Annotated in this window: 22 protein-coding genes and 2 pseudogenes; 20 read left to right on the forward strand and 4 right to left on the reverse strand. The window is 44.0% G+C overall.

The window, feature by feature from the left end; genetic code table 11:
- Window positions 1–304: 304 nt before the first annotated feature.
- Together HUX74_RS03755 and HUX74_RS03760 are read right to left on the reverse strand one after the other, a co-directional pair.
- On the reverse strand, window positions 305–628 hold the full coding sequence (locus tag HUX74_RS03755; protein WP_004295308.1) for a helix-turn-helix domain-containing protein: 324 nt from the start codon (window positions 626–628) through the stop codon (window positions 305–307).
- 43 nt (window positions 629–671) lie between these two features.
- Window positions 672–983: a DNA-binding protein gene (locus HUX74_RS03760; protein ID WP_174646237.1), complete on the reverse strand. Its 312-nt coding sequence runs from the start codon at window positions 981–983 to the stop codon at window positions 672–674.
- A 477-nt stretch (window positions 984–1,460) separates the two neighbouring features.
- Here HUX74_RS03760 and HUX74_RS03765 point away from each other — a divergent pair, with 477 nt between their 5' ends.
- The 5 genes and pseudogenes from HUX74_RS03765 (at window position 1,461) to HUX74_RS03785 (ending at window position 5,203) form a co-directional block, all read left to right on the forward strand.
- Window positions 1,461–1,964, forward strand: coding sequence for a DUF3408 domain-containing protein (locus HUX74_RS03765; RefSeq protein WP_004320813.1), 504 nt, complete (start codon window positions 1,461–1,463; stop codon window positions 1,962–1,964).
- A gap of 231 nt (window positions 1,965–2,195) precedes the next feature.
- Window positions 2,196–2,567: a plasmid mobilization relaxosome protein MobC gene (gene mobC, locus HUX74_RS03770; RefSeq protein WP_005650044.1), complete on the forward strand. Its 372-nt coding sequence runs from the start codon at window positions 2,196–2,198 to the stop codon at window positions 2,565–2,567.
- Window positions 2,568–2,571: 4 nt separating this feature from the next.
- Window positions 2,572–3,492: a relaxase/mobilization nuclease domain-containing protein gene (locus tag HUX74_RS03775; protein ID WP_174646238.1), complete on the forward strand. Its 921-nt coding sequence runs from the start codon at window positions 2,572–2,574 to the stop codon at window positions 3,490–3,492.
- 29 nt (window positions 3,493–3,521) lie between these two features.
- A pseudogene (locus HUX74_RS03780) lies at window positions 3,522–4,269 on the forward strand (hypothetical protein).
- A 7-nt stretch (window positions 4,270–4,276) separates the two neighbouring features.
- Window positions 4,277–5,203, forward strand: coding sequence for a site-specific integrase (locus tag HUX74_RS03785; RefSeq protein WP_005641960.1), 927 nt, complete (start codon window positions 4,277–4,279; stop codon window positions 5,201–5,203).
- Between the two features lie 68 nt (window positions 5,204–5,271).
- On the opposite strand, the gene HUX74_RS03790 is transcribed toward HUX74_RS03785, so the two are convergent.
- Window positions 5,272–6,192, reverse strand: coding sequence for an AraC family transcriptional regulator (locus HUX74_RS03790; RefSeq protein ID WP_128576956.1), 921 nt, complete (start codon window positions 6,190–6,192; stop codon window positions 5,272–5,274).
- A gap of 279 nt (window positions 6,193–6,471) precedes the next feature.
- On the opposite strand from HUX74_RS03790, the gene HUX74_RS03795 reads away from it, so the two are divergent.
- From HUX74_RS03795 to HUX74_RS03835, 9 genes are all read left to right on the forward strand, one after another.
- Window positions 6,472–7,626, forward strand: a complete 1,155-nt coding sequence (locus tag HUX74_RS03795; RefSeq protein ID WP_016270711.1) for a lactonase family protein — start codon at window positions 6,472–6,474, stop codon at window positions 7,624–7,626.
- Window positions 7,627–7,650: 24 nt separating this feature from the next.
- Window positions 7,651–9,258: a carboxymuconolactone decarboxylase family protein gene (locus tag HUX74_RS03800; protein WP_008765338.1), complete on the forward strand. Its 1,608-nt coding sequence runs from the start codon at window positions 7,651–7,653 to the stop codon at window positions 9,256–9,258.
- Between the two features lie 1,169 nt (window positions 9,259–10,427).
- A complete protein-coding gene (locus HUX74_RS03805; protein WP_016270713.1) occupies window positions 10,428–13,124 on the forward strand; it encodes a SusC/RagA family TonB-linked outer membrane protein in 2,697 nt (898 codons plus the stop codon).
- A 12-nt stretch (window positions 13,125–13,136) separates the two neighbouring features.
- Entirely contained in the window at window positions 13,137–14,753 is a 1,617-nt protein-coding gene (locus HUX74_RS03810) for a RagB/SusD family nutrient uptake outer membrane protein (RefSeq protein ID WP_005641955.1), read from the forward strand.
- Window positions 14,754–14,762: 9 nt separating this feature from the next.
- The gene (locus HUX74_RS03815) at window positions 14,763–15,128 is read left to right on the forward strand and encodes a Crp/Fnr family transcriptional regulator (protein WP_016270714.1); all 366 of its coding nucleotides are present in this window, start codon (window positions 14,763–14,765) and stop codon (window positions 15,126–15,128) included.
- Window positions 15,129–15,225: 97 nt separating this feature from the next.
- Window positions 15,226–15,783 (forward strand): PPC domain-containing DNA-binding protein, encoded by a 558-nt coding sequence (locus HUX74_RS03820; protein WP_005641953.1) that lies wholly within the window; start codon window positions 15,226–15,228, stop codon window positions 15,781–15,783.
- A 126-nt stretch (window positions 15,784–15,909) separates the two neighbouring features.
- The gene (locus HUX74_RS03825; protein WP_004295292.1) at window positions 15,910–17,082 is read left to right on the forward strand and encodes an aldo/keto reductase; all 1,173 of its coding nucleotides are present in this window, start codon (window positions 15,910–15,912) and stop codon (window positions 17,080–17,082) included.
- A gap of 7 nt (window positions 17,083–17,089) precedes the next feature.
- The gene (locus HUX74_RS03830; protein WP_005641952.1) at window positions 17,090–18,121 is read left to right on the forward strand and encodes an alpha/beta fold hydrolase; all 1,032 of its coding nucleotides are present in this window, start codon (window positions 17,090–17,092) and stop codon (window positions 18,119–18,121) included.
- A gap of 42 nt (window positions 18,122–18,163) precedes the next feature.
- The gene (locus HUX74_RS03835; protein WP_004295290.1) at window positions 18,164–18,703 is read left to right on the forward strand and encodes a flavodoxin; all 540 of its coding nucleotides are present in this window, start codon (window positions 18,164–18,166) and stop codon (window positions 18,701–18,703) included.
- 68 nt (window positions 18,704–18,771) lie between these two features.
- Here the strand turns inward: HUX74_RS03835 and HUX74_RS03840 are convergent.
- Window positions 18,772–19,794: pseudogene (locus HUX74_RS03840) on the reverse strand (site-specific integrase); the annotation flags it as partial.
- Window positions 19,795–20,900: 1,106 nt separating this feature from the next.
- On the opposite strand from HUX74_RS03840, the gene HUX74_RS03845 reads away from it, so the two are divergent.
- The 6 genes from HUX74_RS03845 (at window position 20,901) to HUX74_RS03865 (ending at window position 25,509) form a co-directional block, all read left to right on the forward strand.
- Complete coding sequence (locus HUX74_RS03845) at window positions 20,901–21,878, forward strand: IS30 family transposase (RefSeq protein WP_117681738.1); 978 nt, start codon at window positions 20,901–20,903, stop codon at window positions 21,876–21,878.
- A gap of 446 nt (window positions 21,879–22,324) precedes the next feature.
- A complete protein-coding gene (locus HUX74_RS20995; protein ID WP_004295287.1) occupies window positions 22,325–22,534 on the forward strand; it encodes a hypothetical protein in 210 nt (69 codons plus the stop codon).
- Window positions 22,535–22,695: 161 nt separating this feature from the next.
- Window positions 22,696–23,148: a ferritin-like domain-containing protein gene (locus HUX74_RS03850; protein WP_005641945.1), complete on the forward strand. Its 453-nt coding sequence runs from the start codon at window positions 22,696–22,698 to the stop codon at window positions 23,146–23,148.
- Between the two features lie 102 nt (window positions 23,149–23,250).
- Entirely contained in the window at window positions 23,251–23,898 is a 648-nt protein-coding gene (locus tag HUX74_RS03855; protein ID WP_174646239.1) for a MarC family protein, read from the forward strand.
- 50 nt (window positions 23,899–23,948) lie between these two features.
- On the forward strand, window positions 23,949–24,431 hold the full coding sequence (locus HUX74_RS03860; RefSeq protein ID WP_004295284.1) for a ferritin: 483 nt from the start codon (window positions 23,949–23,951) through the stop codon (window positions 24,429–24,431).
- A gap of 28 nt (window positions 24,432–24,459) precedes the next feature.
- Window positions 24,460–25,509: a class I fructose-bisphosphate aldolase gene (locus HUX74_RS03865; RefSeq protein WP_004295283.1), complete on the forward strand. Its 1,050-nt coding sequence runs from the start codon at window positions 24,460–24,462 to the stop codon at window positions 25,507–25,509.
- Window positions 25,510–25,520: the final 11 nt, after the last annotated feature.

Below are 25,520 nucleotides of genomic sequence, written 5' to 3' on the forward strand. Positions count from 1 at the left end.
GGATCGTCCCACCGGTACACGAACGGCCCGCCCCAATTTCAGAATAACATAATGACATAATAAAATAAGAGTCTTTTTTTATAATGGAATCCCCGTATCTTATTGCCATATCGGAAAAATGTTTCCATGTCCCGCCATGTTATGCCAATGTTGTCACCGGATCATAATTCATAAAGAAAAAAACACTCTGTGTATAAGTATTTTACGAGCAAATTAAAGTCGTTCATCCGGTGGAAAGAAAATGAAGGAGCGACCGGTATGACAACCGACCGCCCCTTCATTCACGATCCCGTACGGAACTTTTCTAAAGTTCCTCCGGCCTGGTTCTCGCCTCCCGGTAGCAGCCGTCAAGCAGCTTCTCGATGTCGGAAGAACGGTACAGTATCTTGCCGCCCAGCCGGGTGAAGGCAAGCAGACCGCTGTCACGGTACTGTTGCAGGCTGCGGCGGCTCACTTTCAGCTTTTCAGCCAGTTCGCGGTCCGTATAGAAGTTCTCGCCCGCCATCGCCGGTGACCTGCCGGCAAAGAGACGCTCCATGGAAACGGAGAGACGTTCGACGGTGGAGAAGAACTCTCTTATATGCTCGCTGCTCTCACGGGTGAGCAGACGGTTATCGGTATTCATCATGACTTGATCTTTTTTTTGTTCGACATTCGTTTTTCATGGCCTTTCAGATCGACCTTCCCATACTTTCAGCCCGCTTGCGGCGCTCCTCCACTATCCGGATGATACTTTCCACGTCACCGGGCTTGTAATATGTCTTGTGGCAGCTCTGTGTGTATGCCAGCGTGCCGGTGTCACGGAGGGTCTGCCGGGGTCTCGGGCTGACCTTCAGCAGCAGGCACACCTCCTGGTTGTCCAGCCATTTCTTCTCCTCCATGTCGCCGTACAGCCGGCAGAGGGTGTCCAGCCGGTCCGCAAACGTCCGGAAGGCCGAGAGCATCGCCTCGAAGGTCCTTGCCTCAATGTTCACTATTTCCATAATCACTGTAATTTCAGGTTTGACATCTGTTTCATTCTCTTTTCGGATCCGGATTCCGTTCCGCAATTTAGTGAATCCCGGCGGAACGTCCTGAATTTCAAGACAGGATGACTACCTTTGACACCATATGCGTACTTGTTTCATCTGCAAAGTAAATGATTGTTCCCGGATATGGTTCCGCCCCTTCATCAGATGTCATTATATGTCATCAGATGTCATGGAAATCGGATTTTAATATTCATTTGCTTTTAGTAAACAGACGTTCAGATCCGTTCCCGAAGAGTGGGAAATTTCCGGTGCGTATATTTGTGAAGTCATCACCGTCAGACTGATCCAACAATATGAATAACACGGCAAACCCCGCCAATCGGACCCGTCCGTTTCACAGCACTTGTTATTATCGTTTTATTTGCTTCCGACAATCGGGCAAACGGGTAGACCGTGCCCACAGTATCAACCATCTAAAATCCATGTACAATGAAAAGTGAACCGACTGAAAAAACGAAAGGGAAGAAAATGGCGGTATCCGAAACCGCAGACAGAAAGAACGGCCGTAGTCCCGGAGCCGGCCACGACGAGTGGTGGGAAAGACTCATGATGGAACCCGGTCCGGGGGAATCCGCCGGTACGGATGCTTCCGTGACGGAATCGATGATTCCATCCGGGCTCGTTGCGGAGGAGGTATCCGGGGAGGCGAGAAGAAAGGACACCCCGCCGGAACCGGAAGACCCCGTGAGAAGAAGAACGAGCGGCAGGCAACGCAGGGCCTCGCTGGAGGAGTACCGGGAAACGTACCTCACCGTCCCGAAGATCAGGAACCGCAAGACGGTGTTCGTCAGTGAGGATGTGAGGGACGAACTGGACGCCGTCGTCCGCAGGCTCGGCGGGCGTGGCATGAGCGTTTCCGGACTGCTGGAGAACCTTGCCAGGGAGCATCTTGCCGCCTACCGTGGGGACATCGAGCAGTGGAGAAAAATCTGACAGCCTGTTACCGGGCGTGGAGTATACCCGATGTATGCACTGTTCCCTGTATACCCGCTTCAATGTGGAAAATGCGGGGGGGGGGATTTTTCTGTGGGGGGAGCAAGGGTATGTTTCCGGATTCCCGAAAACCCTTGCTCCCCGCGCCCGGCGGTTGCTGGGAGGGCAAATCCGCTCCCGCCGGTCGCAGATTTTGGAATGAAAGAAGTACGGACGAAAAAGAAAAAACATATGACAAACGATGTGAATGGGATGAAGAAAAAATGTGGCCGTCCGGCACTGGGCAGGACGCGTAAATTGACCAGAGGCGTGACGGTGAAGTTCTCCCCCGTCAGCTACGAGGCTCTCAGGTTCAGGGCAGGGAAGTCCGGCCGGAGTCTGGCGGTCTATATCAGGGAGGCAGCACTGGCGGCCACCGTTACGGCAAGGCATACACCGGAGGAGAACGCACTGTTGCGCAGCCTGGCGGGAATGGCGAACAACCTGAACCAGCTGACAAAGCTCTCGCACCAGACCGGCTTTTACAGGACAAGGCTGCTGATAGAGGGGCTGCTGGGAAAGCTGAAGCGGATCATGGATGATTACAGGCCGAAAGGAGGATAGCCTCATGATAGGGAAGATCAGGAAAGGCCGCTCGTTCAGCGGCTGCATACGCTACGTGACGCAGAAGGACGACGCAAAAATCATCGCCTCGGAAGGCGTGCTGCTGGGAACGGTGGAGGAGACGGCACGCAGTTTCCGGTGGCAATGCCTGCTGAATCCGGACGTGGCGAAACCGGTGGGGCACATTGCGCTCAGCTTCAAGCCGGAGGACGCACCGAGGCTGACCGACGCGTTCATGGCAAGGCTGGCGGAGGAATACCTGGAGCTGATGGGGATACGGAACACGCAGGTCATCGTGGTGAGGCATCACGGGACGGACAACCCGCACTGCCACATCGTCTTCAACCGGGTGAACTTCGACGGGAAGGTGATTTCCGACAGCAACGATTTCAAGCGCAACGAGAAAGTGACAAAAATGCTTAAGGACAAGTATTCGCTCACCTATTCCGAAGGCAAACAGTCCGTTAAAACGGAAAAGCTGCATGCTTCCGAAAAGGTGAAATACGAAATATACCGTGCGGTCAAGGAAGCTTTGAGGAGTGCAGATACATGGAAAGAATTTCAAAATAAGCTCTTAAAAATGGGCGTGGAAATGGAATTCAAGTACAAGGAAAACACTAATGAAGTGCAGGGCATCCGCTTTATAAAGAACGGTCTGTCATTCAAGGGAAGTGGGATTGACCGCAGTTTCAGCTGGTCAAGGCTGGATGCGGCATTGGACCATAACCATGTCACGTCCCTGGAAAATGACGTTTCCCAAAAGCAACCGTACCATGAACAAAGTCATGGTTCTGTTATTGATAACCTGGTCGAAGTCACCGGTACGGGTGGCGTGTTCATGCCGTCGGTGGCACCGACGGAGGACGAGAAAGAGGCGGAACGCCTGCGGAGAAAGAAGAAGCGCAGGAAAGGAAGGAGTTTGTGAACCATATGTATAACAAAAAACTTTGAAAGATGAAAGAGGAAAATTATCTGGAAGGCATCTACGGATGCCTTGAAAGGATCGAGAAGAAAGTGGAGACGCTGCCCGTGGAAGGCACAAGCCCCGCAGTTGGAAACCGGACCAGTTCCCCGGAAGGGATTGCGGAACTGAAAATCCGTCTGGAACGCCTGCAATCCGCGGTGGAGAAAAACGGCTTGGAAATAGCAGCGGTACGTAACCATACCGTCCGGTTGTCGGAAGGCTGGCCGTTGTCTGCCGAAACGTTTGCCGGGGAGATGGAAAAGATTAGATACTGCCTGAGTCAAGACTGCCAAGCTGTAAAGGCTGGATGAGAGAATGGTCCTGCTGAAAAAGGAACCGGAGCGCAGACTGGTGACCTACCGTCTGGAAAGCGCATCCAAGGCAGTGGTAACGACAGCTTCAGCACTGATCCTGGCACTGATCATTTCCGTCTGGACCAACTGCAACCAGTACCGCACGAACCGGCTTTTGAAAGATGCCGATTTGAAATACCGAGCCATCAGGATCTGCCTGCCGGGGGATGATCCCGACATCGCCTTCCTTGAGAAGCATTTCACCATCAAGCGGGACGAGGAAAAGATCCGGCGTGTGGAAAGGCTGGTGACCGCTTTTGAGGACTCGGTCAGGAACCGCATCCGTAACCATGAAATGGCAGCCTACAAGGACAGTCTGGCGCACCGGCTGTTCAGGGAGGCACAGGAAATCAGGAAGCAACTGGACAATCCCAATTCAAAATGACTGCACTATGGCAACAATCAGAACCAAATTCAGGTCCTCGTCCGCGGAAGGCAGGGAGGGCGCACTGTATTATCAGGTGATTCATAACCGTGTGGTCAGGCAGATCAGTACCGGATACAAACTTTTCGCTTCGGAATGGGACCAACGTTCCGAAGCGGTCATTCCCTGTCAACATCCTGCAGGGATGGAACGGGACAATTATCTTCTATCGGTAGGGGAACGGATAAGACGGGACAAAATCCGACTGGAAAAGGCTATCAGGACATTAAGCCAATCCGGTCCGTTTACAGCGGATGATATCGTCATACGTTTCCATGACAGCGGACAAGAACCTTCGTTTAACGACTATATCCGGCAACAGATAGTAAGGCTGAAACGTTTGGGAAAGATACGGACCTCTGAAACCTATACAGCCGCGCTCAAAAGTTTCAGCAGTTTTATGAAAGGTAGCGATATACTGTTTGGCGAACTTAGCTCTGACTTGCTCATGGAATACGAGGCTTATCTGAAAAACAGGGGGAACTCACCCAATACAATCTCGTTCTACATGCGCATTCTGAAAGCGGTCTACAACCGTGCGGTGGAGAACGGACTGACCGGACAGCGGAACCTGTTCAAGTCTGTTTATACAGGTGTGGAAAAGACCTTGAAACGGGCCATTCATTTAAATGATATCAGGCGTATCAAAAGACTGGACTTGTCCCTGAAACCCCACCTTGATTTCGCACGTGACATGTTCCTGTTCTGCTTTTACACACGGGGGATGTCCTTTGTGGACATGGCTTATCTGAAAAAGGGAGACATTGCGAACGGAATCCTGACTTACCGCAGGAAAAAGACCGGACAACAGCTGTTCATCCGATGGGAAAAGTGTATGCAGGAGATCATCAAACTTTTTTGTTTATCGGTTCAAGATTTCAAAGTTGTTCATTAATTGCTTTGTTGGTTATATCCAGAGTATTATTTGTAAGAGACTCTACGAATAAATGATGATAAGACCAGTTAGTTTATCGCTTGTTTTATAATTTCATTGCGATATTCGTTCGGTGTGCAACCTTCCATCTTCTTGAACCAACGTGTGAAATGTTGCGGGTATTGGAAACCCATTTCATCTGAGATTTGACTGATACTTTTTTGCGTGTTCATGATGCGCTCTTTGGCTATATCCATAATTTTTTGCTGGATATGCTTGATTGCTGACATACCGGTTTCCTTTTTTACCAGGTCACTGAAATAATTGGTGGAAAGACACAGTTGGTCAGCGCAATACTGTACCGTCGGAATACCTTTACTCGTTGGCAAGGCAGAATGATAGTAATTATTGAGCAACAATTCAAAACGCGCCAACAAATCGTTGTTGGCATTTTCCCTTGTAATGAACTGGCGGTCATAAAAGCGGATGCAGCGGTCAAAGAGAAGCTTCATGGTATCAATAATCAAAGAACGGCTGTGCTTGTCAATAGGATGCCTCAATTCTTCTGCTACATTGTTTATACATTCAATGACTACTTTGCGCTCCTGTTCTGACAGGTGCAGTGCTTCGTTGGCATTATATGAGAAATAAGAATACTCTTTTATTATATGTGCAAGGGAAGTACCGCGCAATAGTTCGGGATGGAACATCAGGGCCCATCCGGCCGGCTGGTGCAGACTGCCATCATCGTCAGAACCCATTACCTGCCCCGGAGCGATAAACAGCATGGAGCCTTTTTCATAGTCATAGAGGCTCCGTCCATAATTCATCGTACCGCAGTCAGTATCTTTCAGCAACACAGCATAAATGTTGTACAGTTTCTTTGAGTGTCTGATGGGCTGCACCTCGTAACAATTCACAACGCTGACCAACGGGTGCAGAGCTTCGACTTCGAAAAGGTCGCAGTACTGCTGAACTGTATCTATTCTTGTTATATCTCCCATAACCATCCTTTTGTTTTTTACAAAAATAAGTATTTATATTGACATTGCTGTCTGAGGAACAGCTGTTTCTTTTCTATCCCTTATTTATTTTATTCCATGACGACAAAGTTAGTTCATTCAATCAACGAACATATAACCCTAATCACAGACTGTCTTACCATTTTCACAGATAACATTTAACCCGGTCCAAGCCCGATGAAAGTGGTAATTTTATCAGTGATTGAGGTCTAATCTTCAGTATGTGAATGCTGTAATTTTGCAAGTGAAACCAAAAAGGTAAATAAGATGAAACCAAAAGCTTTATTTGTCATGTTAATCTTATGGCTTAGCTTCACTACGATTCAAGCGCGGTCAACCGAAGATGTCCCGGATAAGGGAACTTATGCAAAATTTCTGTTGGTAGGATGTTATATGAAGTCAGACGAAGAAGGTGTCAGAATGTACCGGTTTGACGGACAAACTGCCGATGTCGACTATCCGTGTGGGCTGAGAGGGATTTCAAATCCTGCTTTCCTTACATCTGATAGCACTGGTAATCGAATTTATGCCATAGGCGATGATGAAGGGAAAAGTTCGACTGCCAATGCTTTGCTTTTTGATAAGGAAAGTGGTCTGCTGTCTCTGCTTAACTCGCAATCTACAGACGGTGAACTTCCTATTTATATTACTCTCAGTCCAAAGGAATACTTTGTTCTGACAGCAAATTATAAGGGTGGCAGCATCACGGTATTCTCACAGGATAAGAAAGGAAAGTTGCAACGTGATACAAAAATAATTCGTTTTGCTGGAAATGGGCCGAATAAAAAAAGGCAGGAACAATCGCATCTGCATTGCGTGACCTTTACACCTGATGGCAAATTCCTTCTTGCTACCGATTTGGGAACAGATTGTATCTATCTGTTTCCGATAGGCAAACGACCGGAAGCAGGTAAGGCTCATTCTCTGTTGGATGAATCAAGAGTAGTCCGCATACAGATGGATTCCGGCTCAGGACCTCGACATATATGTTTTCACCCGAATGGCAGATTTGCTTATCTCATCAGTGAACTCTCGGGTAAAATAACTGTATTCTCCTATAATGAAGGCAAGTTGGAACGTTTACAAACAATTGTCTGCGACCCTTTCGTTGCAGAGGGAAATGCAGATATCCATGTTTCATCCGATGGCAAATTCCTCTATGCTTCCAAGCACTTGAAAGAAGATGGCATAATTGTTTATTCCATTGATTCCCAAAAAGGAACATTGGTTCAAATAGGATTTCAGCCAACAGGTCTTTATCCGCGAAGTTTTGCCATCTCTCCGGATGGTTGCTATTTGGCAGTGGTTTGCAGGGATGCCAACTGCATACAGATATTCGAAAGAAACCGAAATACGGGGTTACTGAAGAATACGGGAAAAAATATCCGACTGGAAAGACCGGCGTTTGTCAAGTTCTTATAAATTCATCACTAAACAGAAAGCAATATGAACAAGTTAATTACAACCATCGCCTGCCTGATATGCTGTATCGTTTATACGCAGGCACAAAACAAGAACAATATGTTAAGCAAGAAAGAACAAAGTATTGCCGCCATCAGTATGTATGCCGCACGTGGCAATCAGGACAGCCTCAAAGTGATCCTTGCCAGAGGACTTGACTGTGGGCTGACCGTGAGCGAAGAAAAAGAAGTACTTACCCAGCTCTATGCCTATTGCGGCTTTCCACGCAGCATGGGTGCATTGGTTACGCTGATGAATCTCACCAAAGAGCGTGCAGCACAAGGCATAAAGGATGAAGCCGGACGGGAGCCTTCTCCGGTAAAGAGTTCGGATATGTTTGTTGTCGGTGGACAAAACCAGCTGAAACTGTTCGGTCGTCCGGCACTAGGAGAAGTGCTGACATTTGCTCCGGCATTGGACCAATTTCTGAAAGCTCATCTGTTCGGTGACATATTCAGCCGTGACAATCTCGACTGGCGTACCCGTGAACTGTCTACTGTGGCTGCCTTGTCGGTGTTGGACGGCGTGAAGAATGAGTTGAATACTCACATTGCCCATGCCAAGCACAACGGCGTGACACAGGCTCAGATAGACGAAGTACTTATCATGGCGGCACGCTGTCGGAACGGAATGGTGCTTTCTGAATCCGATGAACCGGCAAAGACTTTTCAAACAGATCCGACAATTACTGTCCGTAAGGTCTTTTATAAAAACAGGTATGATATCATGCTTTGCGCCGAAATGTACCTCCCGAAGGATTTCAATGAAGCGCAACACTATGCAGCCCTCATCATCGGACACCCGTTCGGGGCTGTGAAAGAACAGTGTAGCGGACTCTATGCACAGGAAATGGCACGGCGAGGCTACGTGACTCTGGCTTTTGATGCTTCCTATCAAGGCGAAAGTGGAGGAGAACCGCGTCACACGGTATCGCCCGACGCATTGGTGGAAGACTTCAGTGCTTCTGTAGACTGGCTCGGACTACAACCGTTTATTGACCGCAACCGTATCGGTGTGATTGGCATCTGCGGAAGCGGCGGGTTCTCTGTCTGTGCGGCTTCTCTCGACCCCCGCATCAAGGCATTGGCAACCGTGAGCATGTATGATATGGGGCGTGCCACCCGTAACGGTTTGGGGGATTCGATGACGGATGAACAAAGACGCAAACTGTTGGATGAAGTTGCCGAACAACGTTGGAAGGAAGCAGAAACGGGAGAAGCACGTATCCGCTTTGGCACACCGGAGAAACTGCTGGGAAATGCCAATGCCGTGCAGAAGGAGTTTTTCGATTACTATCGCAACCCCTTGCGTGGCTATCATCCGCGCTATCAAGGTATACGCTTTACCAGTCAGGCGGCATTGATGAACTTCTATCCGTTTGCCATGATTAAAGAGATTTCACCACGCCCCGTGCTATTCATTGCAGGCGAGCATGCACATTCGCGCTATTTCAGTGAGGATGCCTATCAAGAAGCCAGCGAACCGAAAGAACTGTATATCGTTCCCGGAGCCAATCATGTAGACTTGTATGACCGGATGGATAAGATACCGTTCGAAAAAATTTCGGAATTCTTCTGGTATGCTTTGCGGTAATTCAGATGAAAATGGTAATGCTATCCGTGATTATGATACAGCAAAGCGAATACGCAGGAGGGTAACTTTGCAACAGAAACAATTTAAAGATTATAGTATTTGCAACCAGTTATTACTCAATATTTTGTGAGTTATAAGTCAGAAATATGGGCATAACCTTTAGGGGTACATTCTAAAAGGTGAAGATTTAACCTTTTTATTATTTCTTAACACTCAAAGAGCGGTGGTAGAGGGTATTTTCCCTCTTTTCGGTACTTTATTGATGGTTCGATGTTCCCATCTTTCCACATTGCTTGGCTCGTTCGCACAAGCCACTACAAAGGTACTACAATTTCCAATAAAGGCAAGAGGACAGCAATTCAAATCTATTATTTTTGAGGGAGTGAAATCTGCCGCTTGCCAAATTTCTCTCTGTCGAAAATAATAGTCCTCTGAAAAGAATGAAAACAGCATTGATAAAATTGCCTTATTAAGGGGGGGCTATGCTGTTTTATGCTATTATTTCGTCAGTCGTTTATCTCCGTTGCCGGATGCAGTTTTCAGCCAAGCCGATGAATAAGAAAAGGTTTTGGAGCTGTTTACTCTCCAACGGAGGACGAAACTGCTCCAAATGGTTTACCGCTTGAACTTTTCGTTTTCTAAAAGAGGTTTGGCAACCTTTGCATCCGACAAAAGGAGATAAATGACCAGATATATAACAGTAGTATTACATTAAGGTAAAGAACAACCATGGTATAGTATTATTGCAATTTAACTATTTAAAGTTTGTTTATAATCAAATCATTTAAAGATTTTTGTCCTTCTATGATTTTTTGTATTTGATAAATGTCGTAATTAAATAAAAAATATCACGCATAATGACTTTTTCTTTTTTCTAAATTTCTTCAAATGACAAATTATTGTTACATTTGTAATGTAATGTAGTTAATGGTTGCGCTTATAAAGTCCTTGGAAAGGATTTATGTATAAAAGAGGTAGATGTTTACTCTGTTCTTGTTTGGATTATCAGCATCACTGATATGAAATAACAAAAAAAAATATACAATGGCTAAGCGGACGGACAGGCAGGGAAATAGTACAGATTCCCAATCCCCCTCTTTATAATACATTGCGTATAAGATTTATTAACTGTCTGGTCTGGGGAATCTACAGAGATTTAACGAATCAAGATGGGAAGAGTCAGTCTTTGTCTTGTCATAATGTTCTTCATCTGTAGTGCTCAAAAAATTGATGCACAAGTACAGAATATCAGAGAGAAACAAGATACCATTTCGGCGACTAAATCATTAGAGCATATCAGGCCCGAGAATATCAAGAAGGGACCATTGAATAATGCTTTGGATGTATTGAGTGGTCAGTCTGCCGGTGTGAACGTCACCACTAATGGGACTGACAGGCTCGCTATGCTGAATAGTATCCGTGTGCGTGGTACCACATCCATTATGGGTGGCAATGACCCGTTAGTAATTATTGACGGAGTGACATCTGACATCGCTACGCTATCTACCATATATCCCGCAGACATCGAGAGTTTCACTATTTTGAAGAATGCTACCGAAACGGCAATGTACGGTTCCCGTGGTGCTTCAGGTGTAATTGAGATTAAGACCAAGAAAGGAACGGGGCGAGGTTTCGAAATATCATATGATGGCAACTACGGATTCGAGTCAATGTATAAACATCTGCAAATGCTCAACGGCCCGGAGTATATAGCTACAGCAGAGGCACTTGGATTAGATTACAATAATGGTGGCTACAACACCAATTTTCACGATGTAATTACTCGTACGGGCTTGATACATCAGCATCACTTGGCTTTTAGCGGTGGTTCGGAAAACTCAAACTATCGAGCATCGTTCGGTTTTATGGATCATAATACAATTGTCAAAGTTAACGATTACCGAAATTTAGTGGTAAAACTTGATGCTACACAAAAGGCTTTCGATGGTCGCTTAGTTGGCGATTTTGGTGTATATGGCTACTCGTCAAAGATACACGACATTTTCGATACACGAATACTGTTTTACTCGGCAGCTGCACAGAATCCTACATATCCAGCAGGAACTGATGTTAATGGCAACTGGGTGAAGAACTCGGCTGCATCACACATCAACCACCCCGGAGCACTCCTCTATGAGAAAAATGACTCCGAAGAACGGAATTTCAATACACATTTGGGGCTGAAATTTAATATCCTTGACAATTTGATATTGTCGGCTTTCGGCTCTTATTCATATTCATCTACGGGAAATGCTCAATTTTGTCCTACATGGGTGTGGGCGCAAGGCAATGTTTATCGTGGAGAGTTCAAGGGTGAAGACTACTTTACAAATGTGTCCCTCTCATATAACAATGCTTGGGGAGACTCACACCTTGATGCTGTTGTTGGCGCAGAATATCTTAAACAGGTAAGGACTGGTTTATGGGTGCAGGCAAAAGGAATAACAACAAATGATTTCTCCTATAATAACATCGGAGCAACATCATCGCGTCCTTTCGGTGGTACGAGCAGTAGCTATGAAGACCCGTCACTTGCTTCAATAATGGGTAGTGTCACATATAGTTACAAGGATAGATATTCTATTGCGGCAGCACTCCGTGGAGATGGCTCTTCAATGGTAAGCGATAACAATACTTTCGGATTCTTCCCATCAGTATCACTGGGTTGGGATGTAAAAAAAGAAGGCTTCCTCTCTGATACTGACTTTATAACAATGTTGAAACTAAGAACCGGATATGGTCGGTCAGGAAATCTTGGAGGTATAACATCCTATACAACACTTAATACCGTAAAGGAGAATGGTATCGTATCCATCAACGGTGCACCTACCGTAACAATGGGAAGTATACGCAACACGAATCCGGACCTTAAGTGGGAGACTCGTTCAACATTTAATATCGGTTTTGACTTAGGTATATGGGATAATCGGTTGATGCTTACCTCGGAATTATATTACTCAAAGACAACGGATATGCTCTATGAGTATGATGTTCCCGTTCCGACCTTTGCGTTCGATAAACTGATGGCAAATATCGGCTCGATGTCTAACCAGGGTGTCGAACTAGGAATCTCGGTAGTTCCCATTCAACGAAAGGATATGGAGATGAATATCAACTTCAATATGTCCTACCAGAAGAATAAGTTACTTTCGCTTAGTGGAGAGTATAATGGTATGCATATGACAGCTTCAGATATTACTCCGATTGGCTCGCTTTATGGTGCAGGTCAGAACGGTGGAGACAATAATGTAGTATATCAGATTGTAGGTCAGCCATTGGGGGTATTCTATCTACCTCACTGCAAAGGGCTTAAAGAAAATGAACTTGGTGGCTACAGTTACGATATTGAAGATTTGAATGATGATGGCGAGATTGATTTTAGCGATGGCGGAGACAGGTATATAGCAGGTCAGGCAACCCCCAAGGTAACTATTGGATCAAACATCAGTTTCCGTTACAAGTCCTTTGATATTGCCATGCAGATAAATGGTGCTTTCGGTCATAAGATATTCAATGGCACGGGCTTGGCTTATACCAATATGTCTATATTCCCTGACTACAATGTATTGAAGGGTGCTCCTGAAAAAAATATTATTGATCAGAATGTTTCAGACTATTGGTTGGAAAAAGGTGACTATGTAAATATTGAACATATTACCATAGGCTACAATATTCCAATGAAATCCAAGGCTGTGAAGTCATTGCGTCTTTCGGCAGGCATTAGCAACCTTGCAACAATCACAGGCTATAGCGGTCTTACTCCAATGATAAACAGTTATGTAGTAAGCAACACTTTGGGCATTGACGACAAACGCACCTATCCTTTATATCGTACCTATTCGTTAGGTCTTAGTATTCAATTCTAACCGCTTACAGTTATGAAAAGATATATAAACATATTGATGGTTGCTTTGGCAACGATGATGACCTCTTGTCTTACTGAAGACCCTAGAGATCAACTTTATGAAGAAGACATTTACAACAATGCCAACAACATATATATTAATGCAGTGGCTGTGCTCTACAATTACATTGGTGGCAGTGCAGACAGTGAGGGTTTACAGGGGACCTGTCGTGGGATTTATGACTATAACACACTTACTACAGACGAAGCCATGATACCTATTCGTGGTGGCGACTGGTACGATGGAGGTTTGTGGACGAATATGTATCAGCATAAGTGGAGTCCTAATGATTTACCACTCTACAATACTTGGAAATACCTCTACAAGGTTGTTGTGTTATCGAACAAATCTCTGCATATCATCGATAAGTATAGCCATAACCTATCTGAGGAGCAGAGAGTGGCCTACGAAGCTGAGGTGCGAGCTCTGAGAGCACTTTTCTACTACTACATTATGGATATGTATGGCAGAGTGCCCATCGTAACATCCTATGAACAACCGCAGGATGAAGTTGTGCAGAGCGAGCGTAGCGAGGTTTTCCGTTTTATCGTGAATGAGTTGCAGGAGGTTGCCGAGTTGTTGCCAAATGAGCGTAGTAATAAGATGGGTAACTACTATGGTCGTATAACAACACCTGTAGCTAATTTCCTTTTGGCTAAGTTGGCTCTTAATGCCGAGATATATTGTGATGATAATTGGACTGATGGCGTTCCACGGAACGGTAAAGAGATATTTTTCACCGTCGATGGTGAGAAACTCAACGCTTGGCAGACCTGTATCAAATATTGCAATAAACTTGCCGAGGTAGGTTATCGGTTGGAGGACGATTATAGCTATAATTTCTCTGTGCATAACGAGAACTCCAACGAAAACATATTCACCATTCCGTTGGATAAGAACCTCTATGCTGCGCAGTTCTGGTATCTCTTCCGATCACGACACTACAACCATGGCGGTGCGTTGGGTGGCTCATCGGAAAATGGTACCAGTGCCAATATCTCAACAGTCTTAGCCAACGGATACGGCACAGATGATGTAGATGCTCGCTTTGAAAAGAACTTCTATGCCGGCATCGTAGAGGTTGATGGAAAGCCTGTAATGATGGACAATGGACAGCAGTTGGAGTATTTCCCATTGGAGCTAAAGTTGAATCTTACGGGAAGCTCCTATGTCAAGACAGCTGGTGCTCGTATGGCAAAATATGAGGTTGATAGGACCTCACATTCCGACGGTAGACAACCGGATAACGACATCGTGCTATTCCGCTATGCCGATGCTCTCCTGATGAAGTCCGAGGCAAAGGTACGTAATGGTGAGGATGGCTCGTTGGAGTTGAACGAAGTCCGAGGTCGTGTTGGTATGCCATATCGAGAAGCTACGCTTGAGAACATATTGAAAGAGCGTTTGTTGGAGTTAGTATGGGAAGGCTGGCGACGACAAGATATGGTGCGTTTTGGAGTTTATCACAAATCATACGATCAGCGAGTCCAACTGGCTGATGAGAAAAATGGGTATACCACAGTTTTTCCTATTCCACAAAAAAGTATAGACTTGAACCCAAAATTGAAACAAAATGTTGGATATAAATAACTTTAGCCTATGAGTATTCAATTTGACATTGCAAAACAGATTATAGCTGAAACATGCCCTAATCGCAAACTTAAGTTGGAGAATATTCGCCTTTTTGCAGATATTATTCAGCCTAAGAAATATCAAAAAGGTGATATAATTCTAAATGAAGGTGATATCTGTAATTGCCTATTTTATATAGAAAAGGGATTTATTAGACAGCACTACCTAAAGCATGATAAGGATGTGATAGAACATTTAGCATGTGAAAAAGATGTTGTCTGGTGTATTGACAGCTATTTTAACCGAGAGCCAACACATCTTATGATGGATGCTGTAGAAAACAGTGTTTTATGGGAAATTCCGCGTGATATAATGGAAGAATATGGAAAATAAGAAGGAAGAGCCAACTTTGAACAAGGTAACGTTCGTAAACGGTGTGCAGATTAAAAACAAAAGTGGAAAGCACTGATGTGGGATAATTTTATCTATTATGGTAAGATTAATCAAAACAGAGACAGTCATAAGTGTACTGATGGGGCATTTTATAAAGAAATTATTGTTTATCTTGCTGTTTGTCGGGGTACTGATTGCTCCGGCAAACGCACAAAACGAAAAGAATATGTATTCGTACAAGAAAATTGGCAACAAGTATATTGTCAGCATTAACAATCATACTGAAATTGTGAAAGCCCTGAATGCTTTCTGCAAGGAGAAAGGAATTCTGTCGGGTTCTATCAACGGGATTGGTGCTATCGGAGAGCTGACCCTCCGTTTCTTCAATCCCAAGACAAAAGCATATGATGATAAGACATTCCGGGAGCAAATGGAAATATCCAACCTTACAGGGAATATATCATCTATGAATGAGCAGGTATATCTTCATTTGCATATAACCGTCGGCAGGAGCGACTATTCCGCTTTAGCCGGACATCTACTTTCCGCAATACAGAATGGTGCAGGGGAGTTCGTGGTGGAAGATTATAGCGAGCGGATAAGTCGCACATATAATCCGGATTTAGGACTGAATATATACGATTTTGAAAGATAGTTGCCTATAAATATCGCTTGGAATACAGGATAATACATCATTCAGCTTAGATGATATATATCAAAAAAAGTTTATCAATTCTGTCACGTTAACTTTGCAACAGAAATAATTTAAAGACTATCAAATATGGATAAAGACAAGGATATGAGCCGCCGGAGATTCCTTAAAATGGCGGCATTGACAGGAGCTGCCATGTGTGTCGGGCCTACCTTGAACAAGGTAACGGCAGCAGAACGGGTATGGATGGGGAAACAACAAGTTGCAAACAACATCCCTGCAGGCATGGCGGCGGTGCGCACTCGGCGAACATTGGGACACGGAAATACGGCATTCACTGTTTCTGCAATGGGATATGGCTGTATGGGCTTGAACCATAACCGCAGCCAGTACCCGAGCAGGGAAAAAGAAATCGCCCTGGTGCATGAAGCTGTTGAACGTGGGGTGACCCTTTTCGATACAGCCGAAAGCTACGGCTACCACATCAATGAAAAATTGGTCGGCGAAGCCTTGAAAGGATATACCGACCGGGTATTTGTGTCATCGAAGTTCGGACATAAGTTTGTAAACGGTGTGCAGATTAAAACCGAAGAGGACAGCACTCCGGCCAACATCCGCCGGGTTTGTGAAAACTCGTTGCGCAATCTCGGAGTTGAAACATTGGGCATGTTCTACCAGCACCGCATAGACCCGAACACACCGATTGAAGCGGTGGCTGAAACATGCAGCAAACTCATCAAGGAAGGTAAAATCCTGCATTGGGGCATGTGTGAAGTAAACGTTGATACCATCCGCCGTGCGCACAAGATATGTCCGGTTACGGCAATCCAAAGCGAATATCACTTGATGCACCGCATGGTAGAGACGAACGGAGTGTTGGAGCTGTGCGAGGATTTGGGCATCGGTTTCGTTCCATACAGTCCGCTGAACCGTGGTTTTTTGGGCGGTATGATCAATGAATATACCAAGTTTGATGTTACCAACGACAACCGGCAGACCTTGCCACGCTTCCAGCCCGAAGCCATACGCGCCAACTATCGTATTGTGGAAGTTCTTAACGCTTTCGGCCGTACAAGAGGCATTACCCCGGCACAGATAGCTTTGGCCTGGCTGATGAACAAGAAGCCTTTTATCGTGCCTATTCCGGGCACCACCAAACTCTCTCATCTGGAAGAGAACCTTCGTGCCTGCGACATCCGTTTCACGGCAGAAGAGATAGAAGAACTGGAAACAGCCGTAGCTGCCATTCCTGTGGTGGGTAGCCGCTACGATGCCTTGCAGGAGTCTAAAATCCCAAAATAATCCGTGTATGAAGAAACAGATATTTTACATGACGTTCATCGCTTTACTGTCGGGCTGTAATTGTTACAAAGGGAATATTCTGCAAATAGAGGAACAAGGCAGTTTTGCCGTAGGTGGCACCGTACTGACCGATTCATTGGGACACAAATACCACGGCGACCATGCTTATGTATTTTATCAGAAACCGGTTGATGCACGGAAATATCCGCTTGTTTTTGCACATGGTGTCGGCCAGTTTTCCAAAACATGGGAGACCACTCCTGACGGACGCGAAGGGTTTCAGAATATATTTCTTCGCAAAGGTTTCTCCACCTATCTTGTCGACCAGCCTCGCCGGGGAAATGCCGGACGGAGTACGGAAGCTGTCACACTGGAACCGGTATTCGATGAAGAAGAATGGTTCAACCGTTTCCGTGTGGGAATCTATCCTGATTATTTCGAGGGTGTACAGTTCAGTCGCGACCGGGAAGCCTTAAACCAGTACTTCCGGCAGATGACGCCGACCATCGGACCTTTGGACTTCGATGTCTATTCCGATGCCTATGCTGCTCTTTTTGACAAAATCGGTCCGGCCATATTTGTCACTCATTCACAAGGCGGTCCGGTGGGTTGGTTTACTTTGCTCAAAACGAAGAACATCAAAGCCATTGTAGCATACGAACCCGGTGGAAGTGTACCCTTCCCAACCGGTCAAGTTCCCGAAGAAGGCAAAGTCTTGACACGGTCTAAAAAAACAGAAGGAATAGAAGTCCCTATGGCAGTTTTCAAGAGATACATGGAAATTCCCATCATCATTTACTATGGGGATAACCTGCCCGAAACAGACGAACATCCGGAACTTTACGAATGGACACGCCGTCTGCATCTCATGCGCAAGTGGGCCGAAATGCTCAATAAGCTGGGCGGTGACGTGACGGTCATTCATCTGCCCGATGTCGGTCTGCATGGGAATACGCACTTCCCGATGTCGGATTTGAACAATGTGGAAGTAGCTGACCTGCTGTCGAAGTGGCTGTATGAGAAACAGCTGGACAGATAGAAATTAACAGAGGATAACCCCAAAACCTAAATAAAAATAGTTATGAAACTGAAGTGCTTATTGGCAATGCTGCTCTTAACCTTCCTTTCGTGCAGCAACACTCCGGCTGTTGAAGATAAGATAGATTCGTTGCCTCACTCAGAGCCGGGGAAAACATTGATAGTCTATTTCTCATGGAGCGGACATACGCAAACTGTAGCCAACATTATCCATGAACTTATTGGATGCGACATGGTGGAGATTGAACCGGAAGAACCCTATTCTGATGAATATAATGAAGTGGTTGACCGTTTCAAAAATGAAAGAGACAATCATATTCTTCCAGCTCTGCGTACAAAAGTAGAGAATATGGATGATTATGATACATTGATTATCGGTAGTCCTATTTGGGGTGGTCTTCTGTCTTCTCCTGTAAAAAGTTTCCTGTCCGGTTATGATTTGTCCGGGAAAAAGATACTCCCATTCTGTACACATGGAGGAAGCGGAACAGCACAAAGTGTGGATAATATCCGCAAACTATGTCCCCATGCTGAAATATTGCTGTTTATGGCAGTCAAACTGCAAACTCTCGGAATGAAGTGAAAAAATGGCTGTCAGAAGCCGGATTTTCTGTCGAATTAAATTACGCCCGTTTAATAGTTTTAATACTGAAATGAAATATCCTTTGTTATCCGCACTCTTTCATCCCCTTTTTCAGAGATTTGCAGATAGACCAGTAGTTGAGATTAGGGAATATGAGATTGTCTTCCTGACAGGGTCGGTAACGCTCGATAATCTGCAAAGGAGTATCCAACAGTTTCACTTGGAACGGCACTTTTGTCTTGTACCGTTTGGACAATATCCACTTCTCACCATTCACTTCTACGATGTTGCTATTGGTTAGTTCCTTGATGTCCACGAAAGAGAGGGCAGTGAAGCTGGCGAAAACAAAAATGTCACGAATATAGAACAGTTGGACATCCCCAACTCGTGCGTCATCAACGTTTTCAGTTCATCTTCCGTCAGGAACTCACGTTCCGTCACATTAGGGCTGATGTGGAATTGGGCAAACGTTTTTTTCGGTATTAGTCCGTTAAAGTGCACACACATGACAACGCCTTTCAGCCACATGCATTTTTCCCATATCGTCCCGTTGTGAAGTCCCGCTTTCGTTGATAGGTAGGCTGCAAACCCCTTGATGAAGTCGGGCTTAATCTCCAGCATGAACATATCCGTCCGTCTGTAAAAAGACTTGATGAACGCTGCCACATGGTTTCTTGCCACCACCCGTGAACGGTGGTTGCCATTACCCTGTCTTTTCCGACACGCTTCTTGAATACTTCGTTCTCACGTCCGGACGCTTTGAGCAGTGTCTCATACTCACTGCCGATACCCTGATAAGCATTGCTCACCATTTCAGCCGTCACGAACGCTTCACGGTCGAATATACGCAGGTAGTGCTTGATGATTTGAGCCTTGATGTTGTCAAGGGCAAGGTTGATATCACGTACTTCCGCACTCTTGCCTTTCGCCCTGTTCCCTTTCACGTCCCAAAGCGTTTTCGGGATACTCTACTTATAGCTGAACTGCGTCACAATCCCGTTAATCGTTACCCGTCCTATGATGCGGACAATATCGTTTTTCTCCTTGTTGCCGTTCACGTAGAACAGCACTTTGAATGTACTTCTTGCCATACTCGTTTTTTAAGTTTAAAATTAAGTATCAATGAGTTATGCCTTGTAAACCAACCGAAGCCATACGGAGAAAAATTCAGCACGGAGTATCAAAAACCACCTTTCACGGGGTAATGATTTAGCAACCTTTCTACTTCATAAATTTACTTTTTTTTGCGTTACCTCGTTTTATGCCTTTGTCCTCATTTGTCCTCACAAACGCTTTATTCATAGCCGTTTTAAAAACATTTCCGCCTTTCTATTCCTCTTTTCCACAGATTTTTAGTAAATTTATATCCGTCTAATTTTTAAGGTCCTATGTTCAGACTCAATCTAACCAAACATTGCATAAAGTGGTACTGTTTCATCCAAATGCAACTGATGGACACGTTCGTACATTATTTTGTGCTTGTATCGTTATATCTATTGCAGCTATTATCTGTAGTTCATTTGTATCCATGGCCCATTACAGACAGGCGTTATTCAGTATGACTTATTTTTCCTCCCTGGTGTTTTTTTGTGGAGTATGCATTGCGCATTTGCGGCACCGGTCAAATATCCGGATAGAGACATAAACCGTACACGATGGAAATATATTTTTTCATTCTATGGTTTGTGGACTCCGTGACCATTCTCCCTTATATGTTAACCTATATGTATTGGGATACGAATATTGTCCATGTCATTATCCTCCTTTACATTTTTATTATTGTCAAATAGATAAGATACTTACGGAAGAGTGGGTTATGACCTATATACCTGCGGTATCATGGTCTGTTTTTCTGCTATTCTGCTATACTATATAGAGCTTAATGTACAGCTTGAGGATTTCAAAACATTCGTGACGGGCTTTGGTGGGCAGTAATTCTAAGACTTTAAATAAAGAAAAATTAAGCCACCCCTTAAAAAAAAGAGATATTTCCTTTCAAAGAATTCATTTCTTTTATTACATTTGTATTAGTCTCTTGAGTTCAACTTGTAAATGCAACTTTTAATTTATGATTGTTGCATAGGAATAGATACAATATTTTTTCAGAGAGGAAAGAGAGAGTTACTCTCCTTCGCTTTGCTGAATGGATAAATATTACTATCTTCGCCTGTGTCCGTCCAAAGATTTAGTTGCAGATATGAAACATTTAACCGTAGAACAAAGATATACCATTTTTGCGATGTTGCAAATAGGTTATACACAAATAGAGATAGCAAAGACTATCGAAGTAGATAAAAGTACTGTAAGCCGAGAGTTAAGGCGTAATTGTGATATGCGTAGTGGTAAGTATATTATGGATTTAGCACAGCGCAAAGCAGATAAACGCAAGGCAGATAAGAGACGTAAAGAGCTATTTACCTTACAGATGCAGCGTAGGGTTAAGAAGCTCTTAAAAAGAGGTTTTAGCCCTGAACAGATTGCAGGTAGGAGCAAGAATGAGGATAAGCCAATGGTCTCTCACGAAACTATTTATCGCTGGATATGGGAGGAGAAGCGAAAAGGTGGCACGTTACACAAGTATCTAAGGCGGCAGGGACGTAAGTATGCTAAACGTGGCTCAAAGAACGCAGGACGTGGATTTATCCCTAACAGAGTAGATATTGATGAGCGTCCAAATGTGGTTGATAACAAAGAGAGATTTGGAGATTTAGAGATAGATACAATAATAGGTAAGAATCACAAGGGTGCAATTCTTACCATTAATGATAGACTAACAGGTAGGGTTTGGATACGAAAACTACAAGGGAAAGAAGCCATCCCAGTAGCTAAAGTAACCGCTTGGGCTCTACGAAAAGTAAAGAACTTAATTTATACTATTACGGCTGATAATGGAAAAGAATTTGCAAAACACGAGGAAATAGCACAAAAGTTAGAACTAGATTTCTACTTTTGTAAGCCATATCATTCTTGGGAGAGAGGTGCTAATGAGAATACTAACGGACTAATTAGGCAATACATTCCAAAGGGTACGGACTTTAGTGAGATAACCAATAAGCAGATTAAAAGGATAGAAAATATCCTCAATAATCGACCTCGTAAAAGACTTGGATACCTCACACCAAATGAAAAATTTAAACAAATTATTAACCAGAATTCAGTTGCATTTGCAAGTTGAATTCAGCTCTTTTGAAAATAGAAGATTTATAGTAAAGCGTTAAGGCATTATCCAAGTTCAGGAAATCCCCAATTTCGAAACAACAATTGGATAATACATTGGACGCTCCACGTTCTATCTATATGGATTTTTGTTATATATAGGCGTGGGGCTTTGTGTATTATATGTTGTTGAGTATGGGGATACTTCTGAACGGTAATACCAAAGTTCCCACGCTTAACTTTATATAAACACAACTCCAGGGAACAGGGTTGGCTTATAATAAACATTATGAAAGCAACTTGTTTTAAAAGCGAGACAACTGTCTCCAACGACTTTCCCCCTTTGTTTGTTACTGTCTTTTGTGGAATATTCTATCCTTTCATTTCCATTCCTGTCTCTTTCGGAACATACCGTTCATTATCATACAAATTACATGCCAAAGCACTTTTCTGCCTTCTCCTGCTATGGTACTAGATAATAGTAACTCCCCCTATCACATAGAGGAAGAACTTTGGTTACAGATACTTTCTCTGTCAAGAGAGTTGCAGGAGTGTAAAGCTAGTCTGCACCATAATACTTTGGACTGTATTTCCGATAAGATTGAAGGAATAGAAAGAGAACTGGATGTCTTATTGGATATTCTGCAAGGGAGGCAAGACAAAAAGACATCATAGTGCTATTTTTTATGACAATTTGTCTACGCCGATAAGTTATCCTATTATTTAAGCCTCGTTTAAGAATTCCGTTTTATGGGTTACCCACAATCGAATGGAATTTTTATATACTGAGAATAACACATGATATTAGTAATGGATTTTCAATATTCAGAGTGATAATGGATAAACGAATAGAAAACGCCATGAATGAGTTGATCAATACAGAAATATGGTCAACCGGTTTATACCTGTCATTGCAGGTTTATTTTGAAGATGAACGGCTTCCAATACTTAGCTCCTGGCTGAACTCCCAAGCACAGGACAATATGAACAAGGTTTATCAGATGATGAATCGGATATGCCATGATGGAGGATGTGTTGTAATCAATGAAATGAAACGGGATACACATGAATGGACAACGCCATTGAATGCCTTGAATGAATTGCTTGAACATGAGCAGTACATATCACGTCAGGTAAACACATTTCTCATATTATGCTGGAATGTAAGCATGTCCTTCCATTCTTTCATCAGCGGGCTGTATGCAGACCGTATATATGTAAGTACGGCATTTATGGAATTGTTACGTATCCTCGCCAAGGAAAACGAACGGAAACTACCTTATTTTTGACGGTATGGATTTAAGATTGATGTTATGCAAAATTTAATATTGCAGAATGCTATCTGGTATGTTTTTTGCGATATAATAATCGATAATAAACTATATGTCATCATGGATATATTTGTATATTTAACATTGTGTTTCACTTCGCTATTCACCTTGATGGACCCTCTTGGAGTGATGCCGGTATTCCTGCAAATGACTAATGGAATGGATACGAAAGAACGCAGATATATCGCCTTGAAAGCATGTACCATTGCATTTATCATATTAGTCCTTTTTACATTATCGGGCAGGTTTCTGTTTCATTTTTTCGGCATCTCAACAAACGGATTCCGGATTGTGGGAGGTATCATCATCTTTAAAATCGGATATGATATGTTGCAGGCACATTTTACCCATGTGAAACTGAATGAAACTGAACGAAAAGAATATTCCAAAGATATAACCATCACACCTCTTGCCATTCCGATGTTATGCGGTCCGGGAGCGATTTCCAGTGGAATAACATTGATGGAAGATGCTTCGGAATATACTTTCAAAATAGTATTGCTTGGCGTAATCGCTTTGGTCTGCATTCTTTCCTTCTTTATTCTGTGCGCGTCCACCCAGCTTTTAAAAATCTTGGGAGAGACGGGAAACAATGTGATGATGAGACTGATGGGACTTATTCTAATGGTGATCGCCGTGGAATGTTTTATCAGCGGGATACGTCCGGTATTAATTGAAATCTTGAAACAAGCCCATGCTTGTTCTTAAAGAAGAGAGATAATTTGGATTTATTATTAACATTAAAAGTTTGATTCATCATGACTGAAAAATTGCAAAATGCTCTGAATGAGCAAATCACAGCAGAATTATGGTCTGCCAACCTGTATTTATCAATGTCTTTTTATCTGGAAAGAGAGGGCTTTTCCGGAATGGCTCGCTGGATGCAGAAACAGTCTGCAGAAGAGACCGGGCATGCATATGCCATTGCCGGGTACATGATTAAGCGTGAGGCAACCCCGAAAGTAGACAAGGTCGATGTGGTTCCACAAGGTTGGGGTAACCCTGTTGAAGTATTCGAGCATGCTTTGGAGCATGAAAAACATGTTTCCAAACTGATTGATGAGTTGGTACAGGTAGCATCCGAAGAGAAAGACAATGCCACTCAGGACTTCTTGTGGCAATTTGTTCGTGAGCAAGTAGAAGATGAAGCGAATGTACTCAATATTGTTAGTCATCTGAGGAAAGCCGGAGACTGTGCTATCCTTTTTATGGATGCAAAACTGGGTGAACGGGAGTCATAAACCAGAATAATCAATAAAAATAAATAAAATGAAAATAGTAGATTTATTGGGAGGAAAGGCTGAGTACTACCTGAACCATACATGTAAGACGATAGACAAACAACTTATCCATATTCCGGGACCGGATATGATAGATAAGGTATGGATGAATTCCGACAGGAATATCCGTACATTGGAAAGTTTGCAGGCTTTATACGGACATGGACGTCTGGCCAATACGGGCTATGTATCCATTCTGCCTGTAGACCAGGGCATAGAACATTCTGCAGGAGCGTCTTTCGCCCCCAATCCGCTTTATTTCGATCCCGAAAACATCATAAAGCTGGCCATTGAAGGAGGGTGTAATGCCGTGGCATCCACATTCGGTGTGTTGGGCGCCGTGGCACGCAAATATGCACACAAGATACCTTTTATCGTCAAGCTGAACCATAATGAGTTGCTGACTTATCCGAACAGCTACGACCAGGTAATGTTCGGTACGGTGAAAGAGGCATGGAACATGGGAGCCGTAGCTGTCGGTGCTACCATTTATTTCGGTTCGGAACAAAGCCGCCGCCAGATAGTGGAAGTGTCACAGGCTTTTGAATATGCCCACGAACTGGGAATGGCTACTATTCTGTGGTGCTATTTGAGAAACAGCAGCTTCAAAAAGGATGGTACCGACTATCATGCCGCTGCCGACTTGACAGGACAAGCCAACCATATCGGGGTTACCATTAAAGCCGATATCGTGAAGCAGAAGCTTCCATCCAATAACGGCGGTTTCAAGGCTATCGGATTCGGAAAGACAAACGAGTGTATGTATTCGGAACTGACCACTGACCATCCGATAGACCTTTGCCGTTATCAGGTGGCGAATGGCTATATGGGACGTGTCGGATTGATTAACTCGGGCGGTGAATCCCATGGGGAATCCGACCTGCATGATGCTGTCGTAACGGCAGTAGTAAATAAGCGTGCAGGTGGTATGGGGCTGATCAGCGGTCGTAAGGCTTTCCAGAAACCGATGAAAGACGGAATTCAACTTCTGAACACCATTCAGGACGTATATCTGGATTCTTCAATAACCATTGCATAAAGAAGAAGTAT

Origin of the sequence: Bacteroides sp. Marseille-P8574, from assembly GCF_902825465.1 — a bacterium.
Taxonomy (GTDB): domain Bacteria; phylum Bacteroidota; class Bacteroidia; order Bacteroidales; family Bacteroidaceae; genus Bacteroides; species Bacteroides uniformis.